This is a genomic window from Terracoccus sp. 273MFTsu3.1 (genome assembly GCF_000383675.1).
Taxonomy (GTDB): domain Bacteria; phylum Actinomycetota; class Actinomycetes; order Actinomycetales; family Dermatophilaceae; genus Terrabacter.
The window spans coordinates 94,764-118,454 of the sequence record NZ_KB911821.1 but is presented as its reverse complement, the minus strand read 5'-3'; the positions used below and the strand labels follow the sequence as shown (position 1 = coordinate 118,454).

The following is a 23,691-nucleotide window of genomic DNA, read 5'->3' as shown; positions in this document are numbered from 1 at the left end:
ACGAAGCGGCCCGTCACCCCTCAGGGGGTGGCGGGCCGCTCCGTCGTGCCGCGACGGGTCGAGCAACAGGCTGCAGCCGCCCGTAGGGGCCGAGAGCCCTGGTCCGGAGCGCAGCGTCCTGTTGGTTGACCCGTCGGGTCAGAAGATCGCGTTGACGATGTTCCAGCCCGTGCTGACGAGCACGCGCGGGCTCCAGCCGCCCGCGGCGGTACGCGGGTAGAGCCAGAGGCGCCCCGAGCCGTCACGGGCCAGCACGTCCGGCACGCGGTCACCGTTGAGGTCGCCGGGGCTCATGATCGCCGTCATGCCGTTCCAGCCCGTGCCGGCCTGCACGCGGGTGCCCAGCGTGCCGGTGGAGGTGCCCGGGACGAGCCAGAGGATGCCGGTCGACGTCTCGCGGGCGAGCAGGTCGGGCCGACCGTCGCCGGTGAGGTCACCCGGTCCGACGACGACGTCGTAGCGGTTCCACCCGGTGCCGAGGCTCGACCGCGGCTTCCAACCGCCGCTGCCCGTGCCGGGGTAGAGGTAGAGCTCGCCGGTGGTGGCCCGCCGGGCCACGATGTCCATCCTGCCGTCGCCGGTGAGGTCGCCGACACCGACGACGGCGTTCATGACCTGCCAGCCGGTGCCGACGCGCACGCGGGGGAGGCGCCACCCGCCGGCGCCGTTGCCCTTGTACATCCAGAGGTCGCCGGTCGACGTCTCCCGGACGAGCACGTCCTGCGCGCCGTCGCCGCTCAGGTCACCCGGCGTCTCGAGAAGGGACATGCCGCCCCAACCGGTGCCGACCTGGGTGCCGAGCGACAGGCTCCCCGTCCCCATGCCGGCGTAGAGCTTGAGGGCCGCCGTCGAGGTCCAGCGCGCGAGGACGTCGTTGTTCCAGTCGCCGTTGACGTCACCGGTGCCGCCCGACAGCGACGCCGGTGCCACCGGGAGACGGGTAAAGGCGTACGGGTCGCACGTCCTGTCGTAGTCCCACGTGGCGTCCCACCACTGGGCGAGGTAGACCTTGCCGCCCGAGAAGCTCGGCTGGGTGCACCGGTCGAGCGCCTCGTCGGGGTAGTCGAGGGTGCCGGCCGTCGCCCACACGGGAACTCCGGGCAGCCACCACGAGCCCGTGATCGTCTGCCAGCCCGAGGTGTTGGAGTAGACGCCGTAGGAGTAGCCCGCGGCCCTCAGGCCACGCATGATCCCCTCGACGACGTAGCGGTTCTCGAGGCGCTGCACGAACGTCGACGTGGGCCACGGCTGTCTCCGTGGCGCCGTGTCGCGGGGTTCGACGTCGATCCAGATCATCCGTGGCGCCCAGCCGGGCACGTCGCGCACGGTCGCGACGGCATATGTCGCCTCGGCGTAGCCGACGTTGCTGAGGCGCCCGCCGCGCGTCGAGGGCGACCACGGACCGCTGCCGCCGTAGGTCGTCAGCTGCGCGGCCGTCGGGAAGCCCGCCATGGTGTACGCGTGCGTTGGCTTGGCGTTCGTGGTCGCCCAGGCGGCCTGCGTTGCGACGCAAGGGTTCTCGGTGAAGGGCAGGCCGTTGGTCAGACCGATGACGAGGAGCTGCGTCGACGTCGGCGGGAGGGTCGACGGACACTGCGGCCACGAGACGTCGTACCCGAACAGGACGGCCGCCTCGGCGCTGGGAGCGACGAGGATGCCGGCGATGAGCCCGATGGCCGCGAGAGGAGCCAGGGCCAGGCGACGGAGCCGGCCCACGACGGTGCTGCTGCGCGGACGGACGGACATGCGGACCACTTCCTCGGTCCCCTCCAGTGTGCGCCTCACAGCCGGCTCCCAGCACGGCTTCGTGACGCACGAGTCCGTATGCCGTGTGCCCGCGTCCCGCGCTCGCGTGGGCTCGTTAGGCTGGCCGCGTGAGCGACACGACAGGCCAGCCGTCCCGGGACACGAAGGTCGCCGTCATCGGTGCGAGCGGCCGGATGGGGTCGGAGGCGGTGCGTGCCGTCGAGGGCGCCGCCGGTCTGACCGTCGTCGGTGCCTACGGCTCGGACGACGACCTCGGCGACCTCGGTGGGGCGGAGGTCGCCATCGAGCTGACCGTCCCCGCGGCCTCACCCGCCAACGTCGCGCACTGCGTCGAGCGAGGCGTCCACGTCGTCGTCGGCACGACCGGGTGGGACGACGCGCGCCTCGAGACGCTCCGCGGCCACCTGGCCGACGCGCCCCCGGCGTCCTCCGGTGCCGGGGTCGGCGTCCTCATCGCGCCGAACTTCGCGATCGGCGCGCTGCTCATGATGTCGTTCGCCGCCAAGGCTGCTCCCTTCTTCGAGTCCGTCGAGGTCATCGAGCTGCACCACCCGGCCAAGGTCGATGCTCCGTCCGGCACCGCCGCGCGGACGGCGGCGATGATCGGTCGGGCGCGGTCCGAGGCCGGCTGCGCGCCGGTGCCGGACGCGACGACCGACGACCCCGACGGTGCCCGCGGCGCCCGGGTGGACGGCATACCCGTGCACTCCGTGCGGCTGCGCGGCCTCACGGCGCACCAGGAGGTGCTGCTCGGCAACGCGGGGGAGATGCTGACGCTTCGGCACGACTCCTTCGACCGCGGCAGCTTCATGCCGGGCGTCATCGCCGCGGTGCGCGCGGTCGCGGACCACCCCGGCCTGACCGTCGGGCTCGAGCACTACCTCGGCCTCGCCTGAGCCCCCGCGCAGCCGACGAGACCGACATGGCCATCCCCAAGGTCGTCCTCTTCTACGCGTTCCGCCCGCTCGCCGACCCCGACGCGCTGCGCCTCTGGCAGCGCGACCTCTGCGAGGGACTGGGCCTGCGCGGGCGGATCCTGCTCTCTCCCCACGGGATCAACGCCACGGTGGGTGGCGACGTCACCGTGCTCAAGACGTACGTCCGCAAGACGAGGGAGTACGCGCCCTTCCACGACGTCGACGTCCGCTGGAGCGACGGCACCGGGCTCGACGACGAGGGCCGCAGCCTCGACTTCCCGCGGCTCGTCGTCAAGGCGCGTGAGGAGATCGTCTCGTTCGGCGTTCCCGACGAGGTCGTCGTCGACGCGCAGGGCGTCGTCGGGGGCGGCACCCGGCTGCGCCCGGCGGAGCTCGACGCCCTCGTGGCGGAGCGCGGCGACGACGTCGTGCTCTTCGACGGGCGCAACGCCGTGGAGGCCGAGGTGGGGCGCTTCCGCGGAGCCGTCGTGCCCGACATCCGCCACACGAGCGACTTCGTGCGCGAGCTCGACGCCGGTCGGTGGGACGAGCTCAAGGGCCGCCCCGTCGTCACGTACTGCACGGGCGGCATCCGTTGCGAGGTGCTGACGAGCCTCATGCGCGCGCGGGGTTTCGAGGAGATCTACCAGCTCGACGGCGGCATCGTGCGCTACGGCGAGGAGCGGGGGGACCGCGGACTCTGGGAGGGCCACCTCTACGTCTTCGACGAGCGGATGAGCGTCGGGTTCAGCGACGAGGCGGCGCACCTCGCGGCCTGCCACGAGTGCGGCGCTCCGACGAGCCGGATGCACAACCGCGAGGACCTGCCGGGTCGTCCCCTCCAGCCGGTCTGCGACGCCCACGCCTGAGGGGCCCACGCCTGAGGGGCCCTCCGGACACACCATCTCCGCCCACGCGGGGGTGCGCGTGCGGTGGGGACAGCATCGGGCCCGGGTTCGTGTGTCCTGCGGGCCCGCCCCTGGGGGTCGCCTCAGTCGTCGAGCAGGTCCGCGGGTGCTCGCATGCGCCACGCGTCCGTCACGAGCTCCTCGAGCCGGTCGACGTCGACGCGATCGAGCCGGACCATCGCGAGGGGTGACCCGTCGTAGGCGGGCGTCGTGAAGAAGAGGTCCGGCTCACCGAGGACGAGCGCCTGCTTCTCGGCCTCGTCACCGACGTAGAGCACGGCGATGTCGGTGCGGATGACGCGCCGCTGTCCGGGGACGCGCTCGGGATAGGACCAGACGAAGCCGTGCCCGCCCACCCGGAAGTCGAAGCCCGCACTGGCGATCTCCTCGACGCCGGGCAGCGCGAGGGCCAGCCGGCGCACGTCGTCCGCACCGGCCACCGGTCAGGCCCAACCCAGGGCGCGCAGGAGGGCCGCGGTGGCGGCGCCCAGCACGACGACGACGATGAACGGGGCGCGCAGCAGGAGAGCCACGACGGCGACGCCCACGGCAGCCGCCCGCGCATCGAGGACGAACGACCCGTCGGGCCCGGTGAACGCCTGGGTCGCGACGAGGGCGGCGAGCAGCGCGATGGGCAGGGCGCCGGTGATGCGGCGGACGCGTGGCGCGTCGAGCAGGTGCGCGGGGACGAGGTGTCCGGCGAGCTTGAGCCCGAAGGCGATCGCGGCCGCGACGAGGACGGCGGTCCAGAGGCTCATGCCGCCTCCCTCGACGGGGCACGCCACGCCAGCAGCGAGGCCGCAGCTGCCGCCACGACGGGTATGCCGGGTGGCACCGTCGGCGACAGCAGCACGGCCACGACGGCGCCGACGACGGCGACGGCGACCGCGTCGCGGTCCCGCAGCCGCGGCCAGAGCAGGGCGGTGAAGGCGGCGCAGGCGGCGGCGTCGAGGCCGTACGTGCGTGGGTCGCCGACGTGGCCGCCGACGAGTGCCCCGGCGAACGTGCTGAGGTTCCAGAGGGCGAAGACGGTGAGGCCCGTGAGCCAGAAGCCCAGCCGTGACGTGCGCAGGTCGTCCTGGGCCACCGCGACCGCGGTCGACTCGTCGATGGTCAGGTGCGCGGCCGCCACCCGGCGGGTGCCACGCACGCCGAGCAGGTGCGTCAGCTCGAGGGCGTAGAGGCCGTTGCGGATGCCGAGCATCGACGAGGCGGCGATCGCCGCAGGCGCAGCGTGGAGGCCGTTCGCGATGATGCCGACGAAGGCGAACTGCGAACCGCCGGTGAACATCAGCAGGGAGAGCGCCATCGCCTGCCACGTGTCGAGCCCGGCCGCGACGGCGAGGGCGCCGAAGCTGATGCCGTAGGCGCCGGTGGCGACCCCGACCGACAGGCTCTGGCGCACGACGTCCCGTCGCGCCCCCGGGTCGGCCGTCGCGGTCACGGGCCCTCCGGGGTCCTGACGTCGGCCGCGGCCTGGTCGTTGGCGGACGGGTGGGCGGACGCGTCGGGGGACGGGTGGGCGGACGCGTCGGGGGTCGCCTCGGCAGTGTCGTCGGCGGGTGCGTCGGCGAGGACCGCGGACAGGCGGAGCTCGCCCGCCGTCCCGCCGTCCGGCGACACCACGCGTTGGCGGTGCGCCCCGTCGGCCACCATGCCCGCCGCGGTGAGGAAGCCGCGGGTCGCGTCGTCCGTGGCGAGCAGCCAGGCGGCGAGCTCGTGGCGGCCACGAGCGCGGGCCGTGTCGACGACCGCGTGCAGCAGGCGCGAGCCGTGCCCCTGGCGGCGTGCGTCGGGGTGGACCCCGAGGACGATCAGCTCGGCGGTGCCGGCATCGGTGTCGGCGTCGTCGGACGCGCCGACCGCGGCGAAGCCGACGACCTGCTCACCCGCGCACGCCACGAGCAGCACGCCGTCCCCGGATCGCTCGCCCTCGAGCGTCGCGCGCCAGGCGTTCGCGAAGGCCCGGGGCTCGAAGGTGGCGAGTACCTCGGGAGCGAGCACGGCGGCATACGCATCCCGGAAGACGACGGCCTGCACGAGGCCCACCGCGGGGGCGTCGGAGCCGCGAGCGACCCGGACGGACGCGTCGGCGACGGGACCGCGCTCGTGCGCGTGGTCGTGTGCCTCGTCGGGTCCGTGGTCGTGCCCGTGCTGATGTGCGTTCGCGTCCTCGTGTGCCACCCCGGCATCCTCTCAGGCGTGGACGCGCCCGATGTCCACCCCGGCGCACCCCGGCTTTGGACGCCCTCCCCTCCATCTCGCATACTGGACTCATGTATGGCAATGACGTCATCGACCCGAACGAACCGCTGAACGCGGCCGAGACCGCCGCCTACGACGCGGCGGCCGAGCACGACGACCAGCGGGACGGTCGGGACGCCGTCGGTGACGACTTCGACGCCCTCCTCGCCGCCGACCAGCGCATCGAGCCGCGCGACGCGATGCCGGACGAGTACCGCGAGACGCTGATCCGCCAGATCGCCCAGCACGCGCACTCCGAGATCATCGGCATGCAGCCCGAGGGCAACTGGATCACGCGAGCCCCCTCGCTGCGCCGCAAGGCGATCCTCATCGCCAAGGTCCAGGACGAGGCCGGCCACGGGCTCTACCTCTACTCCGCGGCCGAGACGCTCGGCATCGACCGGCAGGAGCTGCTCGACCGGCTCCACAACGGCAAGCAGAAGTACTCCTCGATCTTCAACTACCCGACGCTCACGTGGGCCGACTGCGGCGCCATCGGCTGGCTCGTCGACGGTGCCGCGATCATGAACCAGGTGCCGCTCTGCCGGTGCTCCTACGGTCCCTACGCCCGCGCCATGATCCGCGTGTGCAAGGAGGAGTCCTTCCACCAGCGGCAGGGTTTCGAGATCCTCTGGAACCTCATGCGCGGCACCGAGTCCCAGCAGGCGATGGCGCAGGACGCCGCCGACCGCTGGTGGTGGCCGGCGCTGGCGATGTTCGGCCCGCCCGACACCGGTGAGGCCGCCAAGGGTGGCCACACCGAGCAGTCGATGGCCTGGGGCATCAAGCGGTTCAGCAACGACGACCTCCGCCAGAAGTTCGTCGACATGACCGTCCCGCAGGCCCAGAAGCTCGGCCTCACGCTGCCCGACCCCGACCTGCGCTGGAACGAGGAGCGCGGCCACTGGGACTTCGGCGAGATCGACTGGGACGAGTTCTGGCAGGTCCTGCGCGGCGACGGCCCGTGCAACGCCGAGCGCATCGAGCACCGCCGCCGGGCCCACGACGAGGGCGCCTGGGTGCGCGAGGCCGCCAACGCGTACGCCGCCAAGCAGGCGTCCCGGGAGCAGCAGCAGAAGGAGAGTGCCGCGTGAGCGGAGCCACCACCCCGTCCACCGGTGCCGGGGCCCCGTCCGAGCCTGCCCAGGGGGAGCGCAGCTGGCCCCTCTGGGAGGTGTTCGTCCGCGGCAAGCGCGGACTGTCGCACGTGCACGTGGGCTCCCTCCACGCCCCGGACGCCGAGCTCGCCCTGCGCAACGCACGCGACGTCTACACCCGCCGCCAGGAGGGCGTCTCCATCTGGGTCGTCAAGGCCGACGACGTCACCGCGAGCAGCCCGTCCGAGAAGGACTCCTTCTTCGACCCGGCCGGCGACAAGATCTACCGGCACCCCACGTTCTACGACGTGCCCGAGGATGTCGAGTACCTGTGAGCACCCCAGCCAGCCCGTCCTCGACCGACACCGGCACCGAGCCGGTCACCGAGCCGGTCACCGGCGCCGCGGCCTCCGCCTCGGAGTCCGCGCAGCGTGAGTCGCTGCCCGGCGCCGCCGAGAACACCGGCGCCGACCCCGGCGCCAAGCCGTATGCCGCCTACCTCCTCGGGCTGGCCGACGACGCCATGGTCTACGCCCAGCGCCTCGGCGAGTGGATGACGAACGCCCCGCAGATCGAGGAGGACATGGCGCTCGGCAACGTCGCGCTCGACCTCCTCGGTCAGGCGCGCGGGCTCTACCCCTACATCGGCTCCATCGACGGCACCGGTCGCGGCGAGGACGACTACGCCATGCAGCGCGACGAGCGGGAGTGGCACAACGTCCACCTCGTCGAGCAGGAGCGCGGTGACTTCGCCGACGAGATGGCCCGGCTGCTCTGGTTCTCCGCCTACCAGGTCGAGCTGCACTCAGCCCTCACCGGCTCGGGCGACGACGTCGTCGCGGGCGTCGCGGGCAAGGCCCTCAAGGAGGTGCGCTACCACCTCGACCATGCCTCGCTCTGGGTCGTGCGCCTCGGCGACGGCACCGAGGAGTCCCACCGGCGCATGCAGGCGGCGCTCGAGCGCGTGCTGCCGCACCTCGCCGAGCTCTTCGACGACGACGAGGCCTCGGTGCTCGCGGCCGACCTCGACGTCGGCGTGCTGCCCTCGACCCTCCATGACGCCGTCGTGGCCCGGGTCGCGCGTGTCGTCGAGCAGGGGACGCTGACGCTGCCCGACGGCTCGCGGTGGCGCTCGCGCGGCGGCCGCGCCGGCATCCACTCGCGCCCCATGGGCTCGCTCCTGGCCGAGATGCAGCACATCGCACGGTCGCATCCCGGCGCGACGTGGTGACCGCCGTGGCCGTGGAGTCCTCTGTGGCAGAGACGATCTCGCGCATCCCGGACCCCGAGGTGCCCGTCATCAGCATCGCCGACCTCGGCATCCTGCGAGCCGTCGACGTCGACGAGCAGGCGCACACCGTCGCCGTGACGATCACCCCGACCTACAGCGGGTGCCCCGCCATGGAGGCGATCGCCTCACGCATCGTCTTCGAGGCCGCACGACAGGGATATGCCGCCGACGTCCGCACGCAGCTGTCGCCCGCGTGGACGACCGACTGGATGAGCGACGAAGGCCGAGCGGCCCTGCTGCGTTTCGGGATCGCGCCCCCCGGCGCGGTGCCGGTGGGGGAGCCGCACGGTCCCGTCGCCGTGACCCTGAGCCGCCACGTCGTCGCCTGCCCCCGCTGCGGCTCCGCCGACACGACCGAGATCGCCCACTTCGGCTCGACCGCGTGCAAGGCCCTGCGCCGCTGCAACGCGTGCCTCGAGCCCTTCGACGAGTTCAAGGCCATCTGAATGACCGACGTCTCCACCCCGACCGCAACCGGTCCCGCCCCGGACACGGCGGCTGCCCAGGCCACGAGCGCCCGCCACCGCGCGCGGTTCCACCCGCTCACCGTGACCTCCGTCGAGCGCCTCACCGACGAGGCCGTGGCCGTCACCTTCGCGGTGCCCGAGGACCTCGTCGACGAGTTCGTCTTCGAGCCCGGCCAGCACCTGACGCTCCGCGCCGAGATCCGCGGTGAGGACGTGCGCCAGTCCTACTCGATCTGCCAGTCACGTCGAGCCGACCCCGCCGGACGCAGCCTCCGGGTCGCGGCCGCGCGCGTGCCCGAGGGTCGCATGTCGAACTGGCTCAACGACGGTGTCTCGCCCGGCGTGGTGGTCGAGGTCATGACCCCGCAGGGGTCCTTCACGTGCCAGACCCGGCCGGACGGCACACGCCATCACGTCGCGATCGCGGCCGGCTCGGGCATCACGCCCGTCATCTCGCTGCTCACCACGGCGCTCGAGGAGGAGCCCGGGTCGCGCGCGACGCTGCTCTTCGGCAACCGCCGCACCAGCTCGATCATGTTCCTCGAGGAGCTCGAGGACCTCAAGAACCGCTTCCCGGGGCGCTTCCACCTCGTCAACGTCCTGTCCCGCGAGGCCCAGGACGTCGAGCTCTTCCACGGGCGGCTCGACAGCGAGCGGCTCGAGGCGATCTTCGGCACGCTGCTCCCGGTCGGGTCTGTCGACGAGTGGTACCTCTGCGGGCCGTTCGGCATGGTGACGGGCGCCGAGGCGCTGCTCACCGCGCGCGGCGTCGACCCGCGGCACATCCACCACGAGATCTTCCACGTCGACGACGGCACCGAGCCGAGGCGCAAGGTCGTCGTCGACGCCGGCGCGCCGCCCGAGGCCACGGTCACGGTCAACCTCGACGGGCGCACGACGGTCATCCCCATGCCGAGCCGCGAGGAGACGATCCTCGACGCGACCCTGCGCGCCCGCCCCGACGCTCCCTACTCGTGCACGGGTGGCGTGTGCGGCACCTGTCGCGCCCGGCTCGTGTCCGGCGAGGTCCGGATGGATCGCAACTACGCGCTGGAGCCGGAGGAGGTGGCGGCCGGCATCGTGCTCGCCTGCCAGAGCCACCCGGTCACCGACGAGGTCAGCCTCGACTACGACGCCTGACCGACCCGGCGGTCGCGAGTTGCCGAATGTCGCGCAGGCGGCGGTCGGTCGGCGCACACTGGGGACGAAGGCGAGGCGGTGACAGATGAGCAACAACGCGGGCGCCGCGGGTGGGGGCGCGATCTACGGCCTGGGCATCTTCGGGGCCCTGGTCTACTTCTGGCAGCAGGCGGACCAGTTCTGGGAGTACCTGCTCGCCGTCTTCCAAGGCCTCTTCTGGCCGGCCTTCATGGTCTACGAGGTCTTCGCCGCGCTGGGAAGGTGAGCAGCGGTGTCGGACGTCGGTGTTAGGTTGCCGACGTGCGGCAGTACCTCGATCTCCTCGACCACGTCCTGACCCACGGTCAGGAGAAGTCCGACCGGACGGGCACGGGCACGCTCAGCGTGTTCGGCCACCAGATGCGTTTCGACCTCGCCGACGGCTTCCCGGCCATGACGACGAAGAAGCTGCACCTGCGCTCGATCATCGGCGAGCTGCTGTGGTTCCTGCGGGGCGACACCAACGTGCGCTGGCTCCAGGAGCGCGGGATCTCGATCTGGGACGAGTGGGCCGACCCCGCCACGGGCGACCTCGGCCCGATCTACGGCTACCAGTGGCGCTCGTGGCCCACGCCCGACGGGCGCCGCGTCGACCAGATCGCCAATGCCATCGAGCAGATCCGCACCAACCCCGACAGTCGTCGCCTCATCGTCTCGGCCTGGAACGTCGCCGACGTCGACGACATGGCCCTGCCGCCGTGCCACACGATGTTCCAGTTCTATGTCTCGCCGCCCGGGCCCGATGGCCGCCGACGCCTCTCGTGCCAGCTCTACCAGCGCAGCGCCGACATCTTCCTCGGCGTGCCGTTCAACATCGCGAGCTACGCCCTGCTGACGCAGATGGTGGCCCAGCTGACCGACCTCGAGCCGGGGGAGTTCGTGCACACGCTCGGCGACGCCCACCTCTACCTCAACCACCTCGACCAGGCCCGCCTGCAGCTGACCCGCACGCCGCACGCCCTGCCGACGATGCGCATCACGCCCGGCAAGACGAACATCGACGACTTCGACCTCGACGACTTCGAGCTCGTCGACTACGTCGCCGAGCCCGGCATCAGGGCACCCATCGCCGTCTGAGCCGCCCGAGTCTGGGAGCCTTGCCGCCATGACCACCGCGCTGCCGAACGTGACGATGATCGCCGCCGTCGGACGCAACGGCGTCATCGGTGACGGGCTGACGATGCCGTGGCACCTGTCCGAGGACCTCAAGTTCTTCAAGCGCACGACGATGGGCCACCCGATGGTCATGGGTCGGCGCACCTTCGACTCGATGGGCGCGCTCCCCGGTCGGCGCAGCATAGTCATCACCCGCCAGCGCGACTGGAGCGCTCCCGGCGTCGAGGTCGCGCACTCCCTCCCCGAGGCGCTCGCGCTCGTGGCCGACGCCGAGCAGGTCTTCGTCGTCGGCGGGGGAGAGGTCTACCGACAGGCCATGCCGTATGCCGTCCGCCTCCTCGTGACGGACGTCGACCAGTCCCCGGAGGGCTCGGTCACCTTCCCGGCCATCGACCCGGCCGTCTGGACCGAGACGGCCCGCGACGAGCAGCCCGGCTTCGCCTGGGTCACCTACGAGCGGCGCGGCTGACACGGCATACGCGATCTCTCGGAAAGAAAGCCCGGATCGGGCTGTAACGCCCGGGCGCACCCACCGATATAGGAGATGGCGAGGCACTACTCGGACCCCCGAGCGAGTAGTGCCTCGCCTCTGTCGTGCCCGCCCCCCGTTTCGCGCGCTCATGGACCAGTCGCGCGACACGGACTCGAGGCGCGCGACACAGCCCGCGCTCGACGGCAGGATCGCGCGCTTCACGACGGAGCGCGCGAAACCTCGGTCCGCCGGGGGCGCGGGTGGGCGTTCGACGAACCTCCCGATGGTGGGCGCTAACCTTGGCCTCATGGCTGACGCACCCGCCCTCGGACGTGTTCTCTCGGCGATGGTCACGCCCATGCGGCCTGACGGCTCGATCGACCTCGACGCCGCCCAGCGGGTCGCGACCCACCTCGTCGAGGCCGGTCACGACGGGCTCGTCGTCTCGGGCACCACCGGCGAGTCGCCCACCACCTCGTCCGACGAGAAGGACGAGCTGCTCCGCGCCGTCATCGAGGCCGTCGGCGACCGCTGCGTCGTCATCGCCGGAGCCGGCAGCAACGACACCGCCAAGAGCGTCGAGGCGGTGCGGCACGCGCAGAAGGCCGGTGCCGACGCCGTGCTTGCCGTGACGCCGTACTACAACAAGCCGCCGCAGGCAGGCCTCGTCGCCCACTTCACGGCCCTCGCCGACGCGAGCGACCTGCCGGTCATGGTCTACGACATCCCCGGGCGCTCGGGCATCGCCATCGCGCGCGAGACCTACCTGCGCATCGCCGAGCACGACCGCATCGCTGCCGTGAAGGACGCCCGCGGCGACCTCTGGTTCGCGAGCGAGATGATGCAGGAGACGGGCCTCGACTGGTACTCCGGCGACGACGCCATGAACCTCGGTCACTTCGTCAACGGGGCCGTCGGCTTCGTCGGCGTCACGTCCCAGGTGGCCCCGGCGGCCTACCGCGAGATGGCCGACGCCGTCGTCGACGGTCGCTGGGACGACGCCCGGGCCGTGCACCGACGACTCACCCCGATCGTCAACGCCGTCATGAACGTCACCCAGGGCGCCATCATGGCCAAGGCCGGCCTCGCCGAGCAGGGCATCATCGAGTCGACGGCCGTGCGCCTCCCGCTCGTGCCCGCCGACGAGGAGCAGACCGCCCTCGTCCGTGTCGCTCTCGCCGCCGTCGCGGCCCACCCGGCGGTCTGATGACCGCCCGCCTCACCTCTGACCGGAGCCCCCGACGGCCCGGCAGCACCACCGAATGACAGGACACCTGTGAGCCACCCCCACCCCGAGCTGACCACGCCCCCAGCCCTTCCCGACAACGGCCTGCGGGTCGTCGCGCTCGGTGGGCTCGGCGAGGTCGGCCGCAACATGGCCGTGCTGGAGACGAAGGGCAAGCTGCTCGTCATCGACTGCGGTGTGCTCTTCCCCGAGGACCACCACCCCGGAGTCGACCTCATCCTGCCGGACTTCACCTACATCGCCGACCGGCTCGACGACATCGAGGCCATCGTGCTCACGCACGGCCACGAGGACCACATCGGCGCAGTTCCCTACCTGCTCAAGCTCAAGGGCGACATCCCGATCATCGGCTCGACGCTGACCCTCGCGCTCATCGAGGCCAAGCTCAAGGAGCACCGCATCCGGCCGTACACCATGGCCGTCAAGGAGGGACAGCGCGAGAAGCTCGGCGTCTTCGACCTCGAGTTCGTCGCGGTCAACCACTCGATCCCCGACGCGCTCGCCGTCTTCGTGCGCACCGAGGCCGGCACGCTGCTGCACACCGGCGACTTCAAGATGGACCAGCTGCCGCTCGACGGCCGCCTCACCGACCTGCGTGCCTTCGCCCGCCTCGGCGAGGAGGGGGTCGACCTCTTCCTCACCGACTCGACGAACGCCGACGTCCCCGGCTTCACGACCCCTGAGCTCGAGATCGCGCCGGCCATCGACAAGGTCTTCCGGCACGCCGAGCGGCGGATCATCGTCGCCTGCTTCAGCAGCCACGTGCACCGGGTCCAGCAGGTGCTCGACGCGGCGGAGAAGGCCGGTCGGAAGGTTGCGATGGTCGGCCGGTCGATGGTGCGCAACATGGGCATCGCCGCCGAGCTCGGCTACCTCAAGGTGCCCGACGGCATCCTCATCGACATCAAGAAGATCGACAGCCTGCGCGACGACGAGCTCGTCCTCATCTGCACCGGCTCCCAGGGCGAGCCGATGGCGGCGCTGTCGCGGATGGCGAACCGCGAGCACCGCATCGACGTCGGCCCCGGCGACACGGTCCTGCTCGCGAGCAGCCTCATCCCCGGCAACGAGAACGCCGTCTACCGCATCATCAACGGCCTCATGCGCCTCGGCGCCAATGTCGTGCACAAGGGCAATGCCAAGGTGCACGTCTCGGGCCACGCGAGCGCGGGCGAGCTGCTCTACTGCTACAACATCGTCAAGCCGCGCAACGTCCTGCCCGTCCACGGCGAGTGGCGGCACATGTATGCCAACGCCCAGCTCGCCATCGCCTCCGGCGTCCACGAGGACAACGTCGTGCTCGCCGAGGACGGCATCGTCGTCGACCTCGTCAACGGGGTCGCCGAGGTGACCGGTGTCGTCGAGTGCGGCTACGTCTACGTCGACGGCAGCAGCGTGGGCGGCGCCGACGAGGCGCTGCTCAAGGACCGCCGGATCCTGCGCGACGAGGGCTTCATCACCTGCGTCGTCGTGCTCGACGCGGCCACCGGCAAGATCGCGAGCGGCCCGGAGATCACGGCCCGGGGTTTCGTCGAGGACGACGAGATCTTCCAGCAGGTCATCCCCAAGGTGGAGCGCGCCATCGAAGAGGCCGTCGCCAAGGGTGTCCGCGACGACCAGCAGCTGCAGCAGGTCATCCGGCGCGCGGTCGGCTCGTGGGTCGGTGGCAAGATCCGCCGCCGGCCAATGATCATCCCGGTCGTGCTGCAGGCCTGACGTGACGGTCCAGGAGGTCGCCGGGGAGACCCCGCACGTCGAACGCGACGACGCCCACGACGCCCACGAGGCACACGACGGGCCCCCCGGTCCGCCGGGGGAGCCCGCCGAGCCGTCGACGGCGGAGCCCGCGGGGCGTCGTCCCGGCCGGCGGTGGGTCGACATCGTCCTCGGCGTCCTCCTGCTCGGGCTGGTCGCGGTCGGGGCGTTGCGCTGGTACGACTCGACGGCATACGTGGTCGTCGTGCTCCAGACGGCAGGGCCCTTCGTCGTCATCGGCCTGGGCCTGCTCGCCGTGGCGACGCTGGTGCTGCGCCGGTGGTGGGTGCTCGTCCCCGTCGTCGTCGCCCTCGTCGTGGCCGCGACGGTCGCGGCGCCGGCCTTCCGGGCCACCTCCTCGCCGAAGGCCGACCGCGACCTCACGGTCATGTCGGCCAACGTCTGGATCGGGTCGGCCAACGCCGGCCAGCTCATGGACGCCGTGCGCTTCCACTCCGTCGACGTCCTCGTCCTCACCGAGGCGACACCCGCGATCCTGAGGCGGCTCGACGCCGAGGGGGCGGCCGACTACTTCAGTCAGCGCGAGGGTGTCGCCCGGGCCAGCACCTACACGGGGACGATGGTCCTGTCGCGCTACCCGCTCTCGGTGCGCAGCCTCGGCACCGACCCGGCGGTCGAGGGCACCCGGAGCGTCCAGCCCGAGGTCGACGTCACCGTGCCCAACGGCACGGTGCGTCTCAAGGTCGCCCACCCCACGGCGCCACTGCGTGGTGACACTGTCGAGTGGCGGGCGGGCCTGCGGGCGCTCCAGTCGTGGAAGCAGCGTCTCGACAGCGACGAGCTCCTCGTCATGGCCGGCGACTTCAACGCCGGCTTCGGCCACCCCGGCTTCCGCGACCTCGCGGCGGGCCTCGACGACGCGCAGCGCACCGACGGGCAGGGATGGGTGCGCACCTGGCCCTTCGCGGGCAACCGGCTCCCGGCCTTCGTGCAGCTCGACCACCTGCTGAGTCGCCGCCTCACGGTCGTCGAAGCCGGGCAGGTGGCCCTCAACCGGGCCGACCACGCCGCGGTCTGGGCCAGCTACGCCCTGCCGGCGCGCTGACCGACCCCGGGACCCCGAGCGCACCGACAAGGGCCAGCGTGCTGACGCACGGATCGGATCAGGCGCGAACGCCAGCGGTTCACCAGGGTCGCTCGACCTCGACGTCACGCGGGTCGGTGCCCTCGAGCGCCCAGCCGGTCTCGGTGAGCGTCCACTCGGCGTCGGTGCCGTGCTCGACGAGCCGCGCGACGGCCGCGACGAGACGCTCGACCCCCTCGAGCGTGCTGCCCAGGCCGATGCTGGCGCGGACGGCGGTGGCGGAACGCTCGCCCCACGGGTCCTCGAGGAGCTCGTCGACGAGCAGGTGGGCGCAGAACTTGCCGTCCCGCACGCCGATGCCGTGCTCGACGGAGAGGACCTGCGAGACGAGCGAGGAGTCCCAGCCGTCGACGGTGAACGCGACGACGCCGACGCGGTCGCTGTCGTCACCGAAGATCGAGAGGACCTCGACACCGGCGACGTCGTCGAGACCGGCGCGGAGCCGCTCGAGCAGGCGGGTCTCGTGCTCCTCGATCGCCTCGCGGTGACGGCTGATCGTCGAGCAGGCCGCGGCGAGGGCGATGGCGCCGATGACGTTGGGGCTGCCGCCCTCGTGGCGCGCCGGACCCGTGGCCCACGTCGTGCCGTCCTCGGTCACCGAGCGCGTCGCGCCGCCACCGAGCAGGTAGGGGTTGCCGGCGTCGAGCCAGTCGGAGCGCCCGGCGAGGACGCCCGCGCCGTAGGGGGCGTACGTCTTGTGCCCCGAGAACGCGACGTAGTCCGCGTCCCACCCGGCCAGGTCGACGGTGCGGTGCGCCGAGAGCTGGGCGGCGTCGACGGCGATCCGGGCGCCGTGCTCGTGCGCCAGGGTGGCGAAGCGCTCGACCGGCCAGACCTCGCCCGTGACGTTCGAGGCGGCCGCGACGACGACGAGGCGGTGGCGCGACGGGTGGTCGGACAGCGCCTCCTCGAGCAGGGCGTGCGCGTCCTCGACCGTCTGCGGGACCGGGAGGCGCACGGTGCGGAAGCGCCCCCACGGCAGCAGGGTCGAGTGGTGCTCGGTGCCGAAGACGAAGACCGTCGTGCGGCTCGGCAGCGCCTTGCTCAGCAACGCCCAGGAGTCGGTCGTCGTCCGGGTGAAGATGACGGAGTCACCCTCACGGGCGCCGACGAAGGCAGCGACCTCGGCCCGGGCCTGCTCGTACCACGCGCTCGTCAGCCGCGAGGCGAACCCGGCACCGCGGTGGACGGAGGAGTAGGTCTCGAGGGCTCGGTCGACGGCGGCCTTGACCGTCTCGAGCGCGGGCGTCGAGGCCGCGTGGTCGAGGTTGGCGTATGCCGTGTCGCCGTGGAGCGTGGGCACGCGCAGCCCCGCGCCGACGACGGTCGGCAGGCTGCGCGCCTCCGGCACGACGTGCAGGGCGCGGGTGCGCAGGACGGGTGCGGGGGAGCCGCCACAGAGGGAGGCGGCGGGGTGCGTCGAGGGAAGGACCGACATGGGGGTGCTCCTGGGTCATGGGACCCACCCGGTGCAGGTCCGCGCTTGCCGACCTCGATGACGTTCGGACCGAGGGCGGCCTGGTCGTCACCCGGAGCACCCCACCGCGGAGGAGGGTTGCTGGCCAGCGAGCCGGGGCTTGTCACTGGCACTCATGACCTGCGCACGACGATAAACGGCTCGGTCGCCGACTGTCCACCGGTCGGTCCCCGGGTGTCGCGATCTGAGACGCCGAGCCCGCCGGGGACCTGGCGCGACGACGGCAGGCCCGCCCACGGCATACGACACCGTCGCCCGACTGGTCAGCCCTGTTGCGCGTGTGACGCGTGAGTTCAGCGGTGCGTTGACGTACGGTGCGAGCATGGCGTCACGTCCGTCCACCAGCCAGCGCTCGAGCTCCGCCGCGGCCACCCGCGCCAAGGGGTCCGCGGGCAGCGCCTCGTCACGCCCTCCGGCAGCCCGGGGCGGCCGGCCCGCGCAGCGCAAGCCCGCGGCCCGCAAGCCCGCCGCCAAGACCGCGTCCAAGACGCGGGGCGGAGGCCTCCCGTTCCCGCTCGGTGCCATGCGCAACACGTGGATGGGCGTCTCGCACATGGCCGGTGGAGCGGTGCGCCGCGTCGGCCACAGCGCCGCCGACCTCGAGCCGGAGCACCGCCGCGACGGCATCGGCTTCGCGCTCATCGCGCTCGCCGTCGTCGTCGCCGCCCGCGAGTGGTGGGGCGTCTCCGGCACCTTCGGCCAGGTCGTGCACGCCGTCTTCGCCGGCACCTTCGGCCGCGTCGCGTACGCCGTCCCGCTCGTGCTGCTCGCGCTCGGCCTGCGCATGCTGCGCGCTCCCCAGGACGACGCGGCGACCAACCGGATCGTCGTCGGCACGATCGCGCTGACCTTCGCCGCGTGCGGTCTGTCGCACCTCGCCGACGGCATTCCGAACCCGCCCGACGGCGCCGACGGCATGCGTGCAGCCGGCGGCATCCTCGGCTTCCTCGCGTCGAGCCCCCTCGCGGCGGCCGTCTCGACCTACGGCGCGCTCGTCCTGCTCATCCTGCTGGGACTCTTCGGCCTGCTCGTCATCACGGCGACGCCGGTCAACATGATCCCGACCCGCCTACGGCAGCTGCGCGCCCTCGTGATCGACCGCGACCACGTCGACGAGCAGCCGGACGAGGAGCTCGACGCCCCGGCCGCCGCGGTCAAGCGGGCCCGACGCAAGGCCGTCGACCTCGCCGACCGGGACGGCGACGAGGCGTTCCGCCAGGCTGCGCAGAAGGCCCTCGAGGACGAGGCGACGACGCAGCTCCGGCCGGGCGAGAAGCGCCCGACCCCTCCCGGTCTGCTCGCCCCGCGTCCCGGCGGCGAGAAGGGGGTCGAGAAGGTCATCGACGCGACCGACCCGAAGACGCTCGGGGCGCCCGACACGAGTCGGGTCGGACCCAAGGCGGAGCTCATCCCGCCGCCCATGTCCGACCTGCCGGCCCGCGTCGAGCAGCTGAGCCTCGGCGGCGACATCACCTACCAGCTGCCCGACCACGCGATGCTGACGCCGGGCCCGCCGCACAAGACGCGCAGCGAGACCAACGACCGCGTCGTCGAGTCGCTGACCAACGTCTTCGACCAGTTCGACATCGACGCCGCCGTCACGGGGTTCACCCGAGGCCCGACGGTGACGCGGTACGAGGTCGAGCTCGGCTCGGGCACCAAGGTCGAGCGCGTCACCGCGCTCTCCAAGAACATCGCGTATGCCGTCGCCTCGGCCGACGTGCGCATCCTCAGCCCCATCCCGGGCAAGTCCGCCATCGGCATCGAGATCCCGAACCTCGACCGCGAGAACGTGTCGCTCGGCGACGTGCTGCGCAGCAACACGGCCCGCACCAACGAGCACCCGATGGTCATGGGCGTCGGCAAGGACGTCGAGGGCGCGTACGTCATCGCCAACCTCGCGAAGATGCCGCACCTGCTCGTCGCGGGCGCCACCGGTTCCGGCAAGTCGAGCTTCGTCAACTCGATGATCACCTCGATCCTCATGCGCTCGACGCCCGAGGAGGTCCGGATGATCCTCGTCGACCCGAAGCGCGTCGAGCTGACGGCCTACGAGGGCATCCCGCACCTCATCACGCCGATCATCACCAACCCGAAGAAGGCCGCCGAGGCCCTCGCGTGGGTCGTCAAGGAGATGGACCAGCGCTACGACGACCTCGCGGCGTTCGGCTTCAAGCACGTCGACGACTTCAACAAGGCGGTCCGGGCCGGCAAGGTCAAGCCGCTGCCGGGCTCCGAGCGCCAGATCACGACGTACCCGTACCTCCTCGTCGTCGTCGACGAGCTCGCCGACCTCATGATGGTCGCCCCGCGCGACGTCGAGGAGTCGGTGGTGCGCATCACCCAGCTCGCGCGCGCCGCCGGCATCCACCTCGTCCTCGCGACGCAGCGTCCGTCGGTCGACGTCGTCACGGGACTCATCAAGGCCAACGTCCCCTCGCGCATGGCGTTCGCGACGTCCTCGCTCGCGGACTCCCGCGTCGTGCTGGACCAGCCGGGGGCCGAGAAGCTCATCGGCCAGGGAGACGCGCTCTTCCTGCCGATGGGCGCGAGCAAGCCGATGCGTGTGCAGGGTGCGTGGGTCAACGAGTCCGAGATCCACGAGGTCGTCAAGTTCGTCACGACCCAGCTCAAGCCCAACTACGTCGAGAACGTCACCGTCGCGGCGCCGAAGAAGCAGATCGACGACGACATCGGCGACGACCTCGACGTGCTGCTCCAGGCCACCGAGCTCGTCGTCACGACCCAGTTCGGCTCGACGTCGATGCTCCAGCGCAAGCTGCGCGTCGGCTTCGCCAAGGCCGGCCGGCTCATGGACCTGCTCGAGTCGCGCGGCGTCGTCGGCCCGAGCGAGGGGTCCAAGGCCCGCGACGTGCTCGTGCGCCCCGACGACCTCGAGCAGACCCTCGCGCTGCTGCGTGGCGAGGACGTGCCGCACCCCAACGAGCCCATCGACGACGACGACCTCGCCGACATCATCGAGCCCGCCGAGCCGTATGCCGCCCCGCCCGTCGACGTGGAGCCCCCGCAGATGTCGGCCGGCTACGCCGACGAGCCCGAGGAGGCCGCGCCCCAGCGCACGGCGGCACTCGTCGCCGAGCGCGGCGAGCAGCGTGCCCACGAGGACGAGACGACCGCCGTGCCGACCGCCCGGTGGACGCCCGGTGACCTGACGCGCACGGTCGACGAGGACGACGAGGAGTCCGAGGACGCCTGGAACCTCACCGACCGCGGGCCCCGCGAGCGCTACTGACTCCGGGGGCGCGACGGCCCTCGCGCTTCAGGGGTTGAAGCGGTAGCCGAGGCCGGGTTCGGTGACGAGGTGCCGCGGGTTCGCCGGGTCGGGCTCGAGCTTGCGGCGCAGCTGGTTGGCATAGACGCGCAGGTAGTTCGACTCGCGACCGTAGGACGGGCCCCAGACGGCTCGGAGCAGGTCCTGCTGCTGGACGAGGTGACCGGGCTCGCGGCACAACGCCTCGAGCACCCGCCACTCGGTCGGCGTGAGCCGGACGTCCTCGCCCTCGACGGTCGCCCTCCGCTCGGCGAAGTCGAGGACGAAGTGGTCGGTCACGACCGGTCCGAGGTGTCGGCCGAGGTCGCCGCCGCGGCGCACGGCCGCGCGCACTCGAGCCAGGAGCTCCTCGACGCCGAAGGGCTTCGTGACGTAGTCGTCGGCACCGAGGTCGAGCGCCTCGATCTTGTCGTCGGACTCGTGCCGCGCCGACAGCACGATGACGGGGACGACGGACGCGGCCCGGATGCGGCGCAGCACCTCGGTGCCGTCGAGGTCGGGCAGTCCGAGGTCGAGGATGACGACGTCGGGTGCGTCCTCGAGGACCGACTGCACGGCGGTGCGACCGTCGGCGGCCGTGACGACCTCGTTGCCGTGGGCCCGCAGCGCGATCGTCAGGGTGCGCTGCAGCCGCGGGTCGTCGTCGACGACGAGCACTCGGGTCACGCGTCCTCCTTCGTCTGGGTCGGCCCGGCCAGCCCGGTGGGCCCGGTCGGCTCGGTCGGCTCGGTCGGGGTGATGCCGTCAGCCACGTCCGTGCCGCCCTCACCTCGAACCGAGGGACCCGGCGGGGTGCTGGTCGGCGTGCTGGTCGGCGTGAGGGGCAGCTCGACGACCATCGTGAGGCCACCCCCCGGGGTGTCCTCCGGCACGAGCGAGCCGCCCAGCACGGTCGTCAGCCCCCGGGCGACGGCGAGGCCGAGGCCGAGGCCGTCGCCCTGCGGTGCGTCCCCGGCCCGCTGGAACGCAGCGAAGATCCGCTCCTTGTCGGCATCGGACACGCCCGGTCCGCGGTCGATGACCCGCAGCTGCACGGTGTCCCCGATGCGACCCGCGGTGATGCGCACCTCCGCGTCGCCGCTGTGCCGCAGCGCGTTCTCGACGACGTTGGCGAGCACGCGGTCGAGCAGTCCCAGGTCGGTCCGCACGAGGGGGAGGTCCGGCTCGAGGTCGACCTCGACGCGCTGGGGGGCGGAGGTCGTGCGCACCGTCGACACGACGGCGTCGAGCAGGTCGATCGAGTGGTGGTGTGCGCGCACGGCTCCGGTCTCGAGACGGGACAGGTCGAGGAGGTTGCCGATGAGGGCGTCGAGGCGGTCCGCGCTCTCCTCGATCGACTCGAGCAGCTCCGCCTCGTCGTCGGCCGTCAGGTCGAGACCGGACTGGCGCAACGTCGAGACGCCCGCCTTGATGCTCGCGAGGGGCGTGCGGAGGTCGTGCGAGACGGCGGCGAGCAGGGTGGTGCGTGCGGCGTTGTCGCGGGCGAGCCCTGCCGCCTCTCGCGCGGCCCGGACGAGCTGCTCGCGTCCGTGCAGGATCGCGGCGTGGGCCGCGTACGCGTTGACGACGCGCTGGTCCTCTGCCGCCACGGGTGGTCCGTCGAGGAGCAGGTGGACGCCGTCGTCGACGGTGACGTCGAGCGCCCAGCCCGTGTCGGCCGGTAGGACGCTTCCCACTGGCAGGTCGGGGTCGGTCGAGGCGACGACGGTCGGGGGCCGGTCCGGGTGCACGTCGGCGAGCACGGCGGCCCGCATGCCGAGGTCCTCCCGCGCCCGGTCGAGCAGGGCAGGCAGGGGCCGGGGCTCCGCGAGCAGGTCACGGCTCATCGCGGCGAGCGCCGACGACTCGCGCTCGGCCGAGACCGCCTGCTCGGTGCGGCGGGCGGCGACGTTGACGACCGACGAGACGGCCATGGCCACGAGCACGAAGACGGCGAGGGCCAGGGCGTTGGGTGGGTCGCTGATCGTCAGGGTGCCGCGCGGCTCGGTGAAGAACCAGTTGACGACGAGCGAGCCGACGACGGCGCAGAAGAGCGCGGGCCAGATGCCACCGACGAGCGCGCAGAGGACCGTCAGCGCGAGGTAGAGGAGCAGGTCGAGCGAGAGGGTGTGCCCCTCCTGGGTCGCGACGAGCGCGGCGGTCAGGCCGACGAGGGCGACGACAGCGAAGAGCATCCCGCCGACGACCCTGCGCGCGGGCAGGCCGGTGGTGCTCCGCCGACGGCTGGCGACCTTCGACCCCTCGTGAGGGACCAGGTGGACGTCGATGTCGCCCGAGCCGTCGGCCACCTCGGAGGCGATGCTCGGACGCAGGATCTGCTGCCACCGGCCTCGCCGGCTGACGCCGACGACGATCTGCGTCGCGTTGACGCCGCGGGCGTGGTCGAGGATCGCCTCCGCGACGTCCTGGCCGGAGACGTCCTGGAACTCCGCGCCGAGGTCGCGAGCCAGCTGGCGCAGCCGGACCAGCACGGCGGGGTCGGTCGACGTGAGGCCCTCGGACGACCGGACGTGACAGGCGATGAGGTCACCGCCGGCCGCGCGGGTGGCGATCCGCGCCCCTCGTCGGAGGAGGGTCTCGCTGCCGGCACCCCCGGTGAGCGCCACGACGACGCGCTCTCGAGTGGGCCACTGCTCGCTGATCCCCTGGTCGGCCCGGTAGCGTTCGAGCGCCTCGTCGACCCGGTCGGCCAGCCACAGCAGCGCGATCTCGCGCAACGCGGAGAGGTTGCCGGTGCGGAAGTAGTTGGCCAGGGCGGCGTCGACCTTGTCCGGTCCGTAGATGTTGCCGTGGGCCATCCGGCGGCGCAGGGCCTCGGGCGACATGTCGACGAGCTCCACCTGGTCAGCCCGGCGCACGATCTCGTCGGGGACGGTCTCCTGCTGGCGGATGCCCGTGATCGACTCGACCACGTCGTTGAGCGACTCGAGGTGCTGGATGTTGACGGTCGAGATGACGTCGATGCCGGCCTCGAGGATCTCCTCGACGTCCTGCCAGCGCTTCTCGTGCCCGTCACGCGACGCCCCGGCCCCGTCGACCGGCGGGACGGACGAGCCGGGGACGTTGGTGTGGGCGAGCTCGTCGACGAGGACGACGTGAGGCCGACGCGCGAGGACCGCGGCGACGTCGAGCTCGGTGAGCCGGCTGCCGCGGTACTCGACCGTGCGACGGGGGAGGACCTCGAGGCCCTCGAGCATGGCCGCCGTGTGGGGCCTGTCGTGCGTCTCGACGTAGCCGACGACGACGTCCGTGCCCCGCGAGAGGCGTCGGTGGGCCTCGTCGAGCATGGCCACCGTCTTGCCGACTCCCGGCGCTGCCCCGAGATAGATCCGCAGCGAGCCACGCCCCATACGGCGAT

At 72.3% G+C, this 23,691-nt stretch carries 22 protein-coding genes and 1 riboswitch; of the genes, 14 read left to right on the top strand and 8 right to left on the bottom strand.

Annotated elements, in window-relative coordinates; all coding sequences use genetic code 11:
- Window positions 1-138: 138 nt before the first annotated feature.
- A complete protein-coding gene (locus tag H283_RS0106190; protein ID WP_156023023.1) occupies window positions 139-1,746 on the bottom strand; it encodes an FG-GAP-like repeat-containing protein in 1,608 nt (535 codons plus the stop codon).
- A 128-nt stretch (window positions 1,747-1,874) separates the two neighbouring features.
- Here H283_RS0106190 and dapB point away from each other — a divergent pair, with 128 nt between their 5' ends.
- Both dapB and H283_RS0106180 read left to right on the top strand, forming a co-directional pair.
- Window positions 1,875-2,663 carry a 4-hydroxy-tetrahydrodipicolinate reductase gene (gene dapB / locus H283_RS0106185; protein WP_020142647.1) on the top strand — a complete coding sequence of 263 codons (789 nt, stop codon included), beginning with the start codon at window positions 1,875-1,877 and terminating at the stop codon, window positions 2,661-2,663.
- 26 nt (window positions 2,664-2,689) lie between these two features.
- Window positions 2,690-3,553 carry a rhodanese-related sulfurtransferase gene (locus H283_RS0106180; protein ID WP_020142646.1) on the top strand — a complete coding sequence of 288 codons (864 nt, stop codon included), beginning with the start codon at window positions 2,690-2,692 and terminating at the stop codon, window positions 3,551-3,553.
- Window positions 3,554-3,675: 122 nt separating this feature from the next.
- Here H283_RS0106180 and H283_RS0106175 read toward each other — a convergent pair whose 3' ends face one another.
- Genes H283_RS0106175 through H283_RS0106160 form a run of 4 tightly spaced genes read right to left on the bottom strand, consistent with a single transcriptional unit; the run spans window position 3,676 to window position 5,776 of the window.
- Window positions 3,676-4,032, bottom strand: a complete 357-nt coding sequence (locus tag H283_RS0106175) for an MmcQ/YjbR family DNA-binding protein (RefSeq protein ID WP_020142645.1) — start codon at window positions 4,030-4,032, stop codon at window positions 3,676-3,678.
- A gap of 3 nt (window positions 4,033-4,035) precedes the next feature.
- On the bottom strand, window positions 4,036-4,350 hold the full coding sequence (locus H283_RS0106170; RefSeq protein WP_028785364.1) for an AzlD domain-containing protein: 315 nt from the start codon (window positions 4,348-4,350) through the stop codon (window positions 4,036-4,038).
- On the bottom strand, window positions 4,347-5,036 hold the full coding sequence (locus H283_RS24215; protein WP_020142643.1) for an AzlC family ABC transporter permease: 690 nt from the start codon (window positions 5,034-5,036) through the stop codon (window positions 4,347-4,349). The genes H283_RS0106170 and H283_RS24215 overlap by 4 nt, the downstream gene beginning before the upstream one ends.
- Window positions 5,033-5,776 (bottom strand): GNAT family N-acetyltransferase, encoded by a 744-nt coding sequence (locus tag H283_RS0106160; RefSeq protein ID WP_020142642.1) that lies wholly within the window; start codon window positions 5,774-5,776, stop codon window positions 5,033-5,035. Before H283_RS0106160 ends, H283_RS24215 begins: the two co-directional genes overlap by 4 nt.
- Before the next feature lie 92 nt (window positions 5,777-5,868).
- Between H283_RS0106160 and paaA the strand changes: the two genes are divergently transcribed.
- The 11 genes from paaA (at window position 5,869) to H283_RS0106105 (ending at window position 15,525) form a co-directional block, all read left to right on the top strand.
- Window positions 5,869-6,930, top strand: coding sequence for a 1,2-phenylacetyl-CoA epoxidase subunit PaaA (paaA, locus tag H283_RS0106155; RefSeq protein WP_020142641.1), 1,062 nt, complete (start codon window positions 5,869-5,871; stop codon window positions 6,928-6,930).
- A complete protein-coding gene (paaB, locus tag H283_RS0106150; protein ID WP_020142640.1) occupies window positions 6,927-7,268 on the top strand; it encodes a 1,2-phenylacetyl-CoA epoxidase subunit PaaB in 342 nt (113 codons plus the stop codon). Before paaA ends, paaB begins: the two co-directional genes overlap by 4 nt.
- Window positions 7,265-8,164: a 1,2-phenylacetyl-CoA epoxidase subunit PaaC gene (gene paaC, locus H283_RS0106145; protein ID WP_020142639.1), complete on the top strand. Its 900-nt coding sequence runs from the start codon at window positions 7,265-7,267 to the stop codon at window positions 8,162-8,164. The genes paaB and paaC overlap by 4 nt, the downstream gene beginning before the upstream one ends.
- A gap of 23 nt (window positions 8,165-8,187) precedes the next feature.
- Window positions 8,188-8,670 (top strand): 1,2-phenylacetyl-CoA epoxidase subunit PaaD, encoded by a 483-nt coding sequence (gene paaD / locus H283_RS0106140; RefSeq protein ID WP_020142638.1) that lies wholly within the window; start codon window positions 8,188-8,190, stop codon window positions 8,668-8,670.
- Window positions 8,671-9,831 (top strand): 1,2-phenylacetyl-CoA epoxidase subunit PaaE, encoded by a 1,161-nt coding sequence (gene paaE, locus H283_RS0106135; RefSeq protein WP_020142637.1) that lies wholly within the window; start codon window positions 8,671-8,673, stop codon window positions 9,829-9,831. It begins immediately after the preceding gene.
- Window positions 9,832-9,916: 85 nt separating this feature from the next.
- Entirely contained in the window at window positions 9,917-10,096 is a 180-nt protein-coding gene (locus H283_RS0106130; protein ID WP_020142636.1) for a hypothetical protein, read from the top strand.
- Between the two features lie 35 nt (window positions 10,097-10,131).
- Window positions 10,132-10,947 (top strand): thymidylate synthase, encoded by an 816-nt coding sequence (locus H283_RS0106125; RefSeq protein ID WP_020142635.1) that lies wholly within the window; start codon window positions 10,132-10,134, stop codon window positions 10,945-10,947.
- A 28-nt stretch (window positions 10,948-10,975) separates the two neighbouring features.
- Window positions 10,976-11,455 (top strand): dihydrofolate reductase, encoded by a 480-nt coding sequence (locus tag H283_RS0106120; RefSeq protein ID WP_020142634.1) that lies wholly within the window; start codon window positions 10,976-10,978, stop codon window positions 11,453-11,455.
- 310 nt (window positions 11,456-11,765) lie between these two features.
- Window positions 11,766-12,665 (top strand): 4-hydroxy-tetrahydrodipicolinate synthase, encoded by a 900-nt coding sequence (gene dapA, locus H283_RS0106115; RefSeq protein ID WP_028785361.1) that lies wholly within the window; start codon window positions 11,766-11,768, stop codon window positions 12,663-12,665.
- A gap of 69 nt (window positions 12,666-12,734) precedes the next feature.
- Window positions 12,735-14,420 carry a ribonuclease J gene (locus H283_RS0106110; protein WP_020142632.1) on the top strand — a complete coding sequence of 562 codons (1,686 nt, stop codon included), beginning with the start codon at window positions 12,735-12,737 and terminating at the stop codon, window positions 14,418-14,420.
- Between the two features lies 1 nt (window position 14,421).
- Window positions 14,422-15,525, top strand: coding sequence for an endonuclease/exonuclease/phosphatase family protein (locus H283_RS0106105; protein WP_020142631.1), 1,104 nt, complete (start codon window positions 14,422-14,424; stop codon window positions 15,523-15,525).
- A gap of 79 nt (window positions 15,526-15,604) precedes the next feature.
- On the opposite strand, the gene H283_RS0106100 is transcribed toward H283_RS0106105, so the two are convergent.
- Complete coding sequence (locus tag H283_RS0106100) at window positions 15,605-17,002, bottom strand: aminotransferase class V-fold PLP-dependent enzyme (protein WP_020142630.1); 1,398 nt, start codon at window positions 17,000-17,002, stop codon at window positions 15,605-15,607.
- A gap of 36 nt (window positions 17,003-17,038) precedes the next feature.
- Window positions 17,039-17,162: riboswitch (SAM riboswitch) on the bottom strand.
- A 201-nt stretch (window positions 17,163-17,363) separates the two neighbouring features.
- Here H283_RS0106100 and H283_RS0106095 point away from each other — a divergent pair.
- Window positions 17,364-20,294 (top strand): DNA translocase FtsK, encoded by a 2,931-nt coding sequence (locus tag H283_RS0106095; RefSeq protein ID WP_051103580.1) that lies wholly within the window; start codon window positions 17,364-17,366, stop codon window positions 20,292-20,294.
- A gap of 27 nt (window positions 20,295-20,321) precedes the next feature.
- Here the strand turns inward: H283_RS0106095 and H283_RS0106090 are convergent, their stop codons facing one another.
- A complete protein-coding gene (locus tag H283_RS0106090) occupies window positions 20,322-20,999 on the bottom strand; it encodes a response regulator transcription factor (RefSeq protein ID WP_020142628.1) in 678 nt (225 codons plus the stop codon).
- Complete coding sequence (locus H283_RS24210) at window positions 20,996-23,683, bottom strand: sensor histidine kinase KdpD (protein ID WP_020142627.1); 2,688 nt, start codon at window positions 23,681-23,683, stop codon at window positions 20,996-20,998. Before H283_RS24210 ends, H283_RS0106090 begins: the two co-directional genes overlap by 4 nt.
- Between the last annotated feature and the right edge of the window lie 8 nt (window positions 23,684-23,691).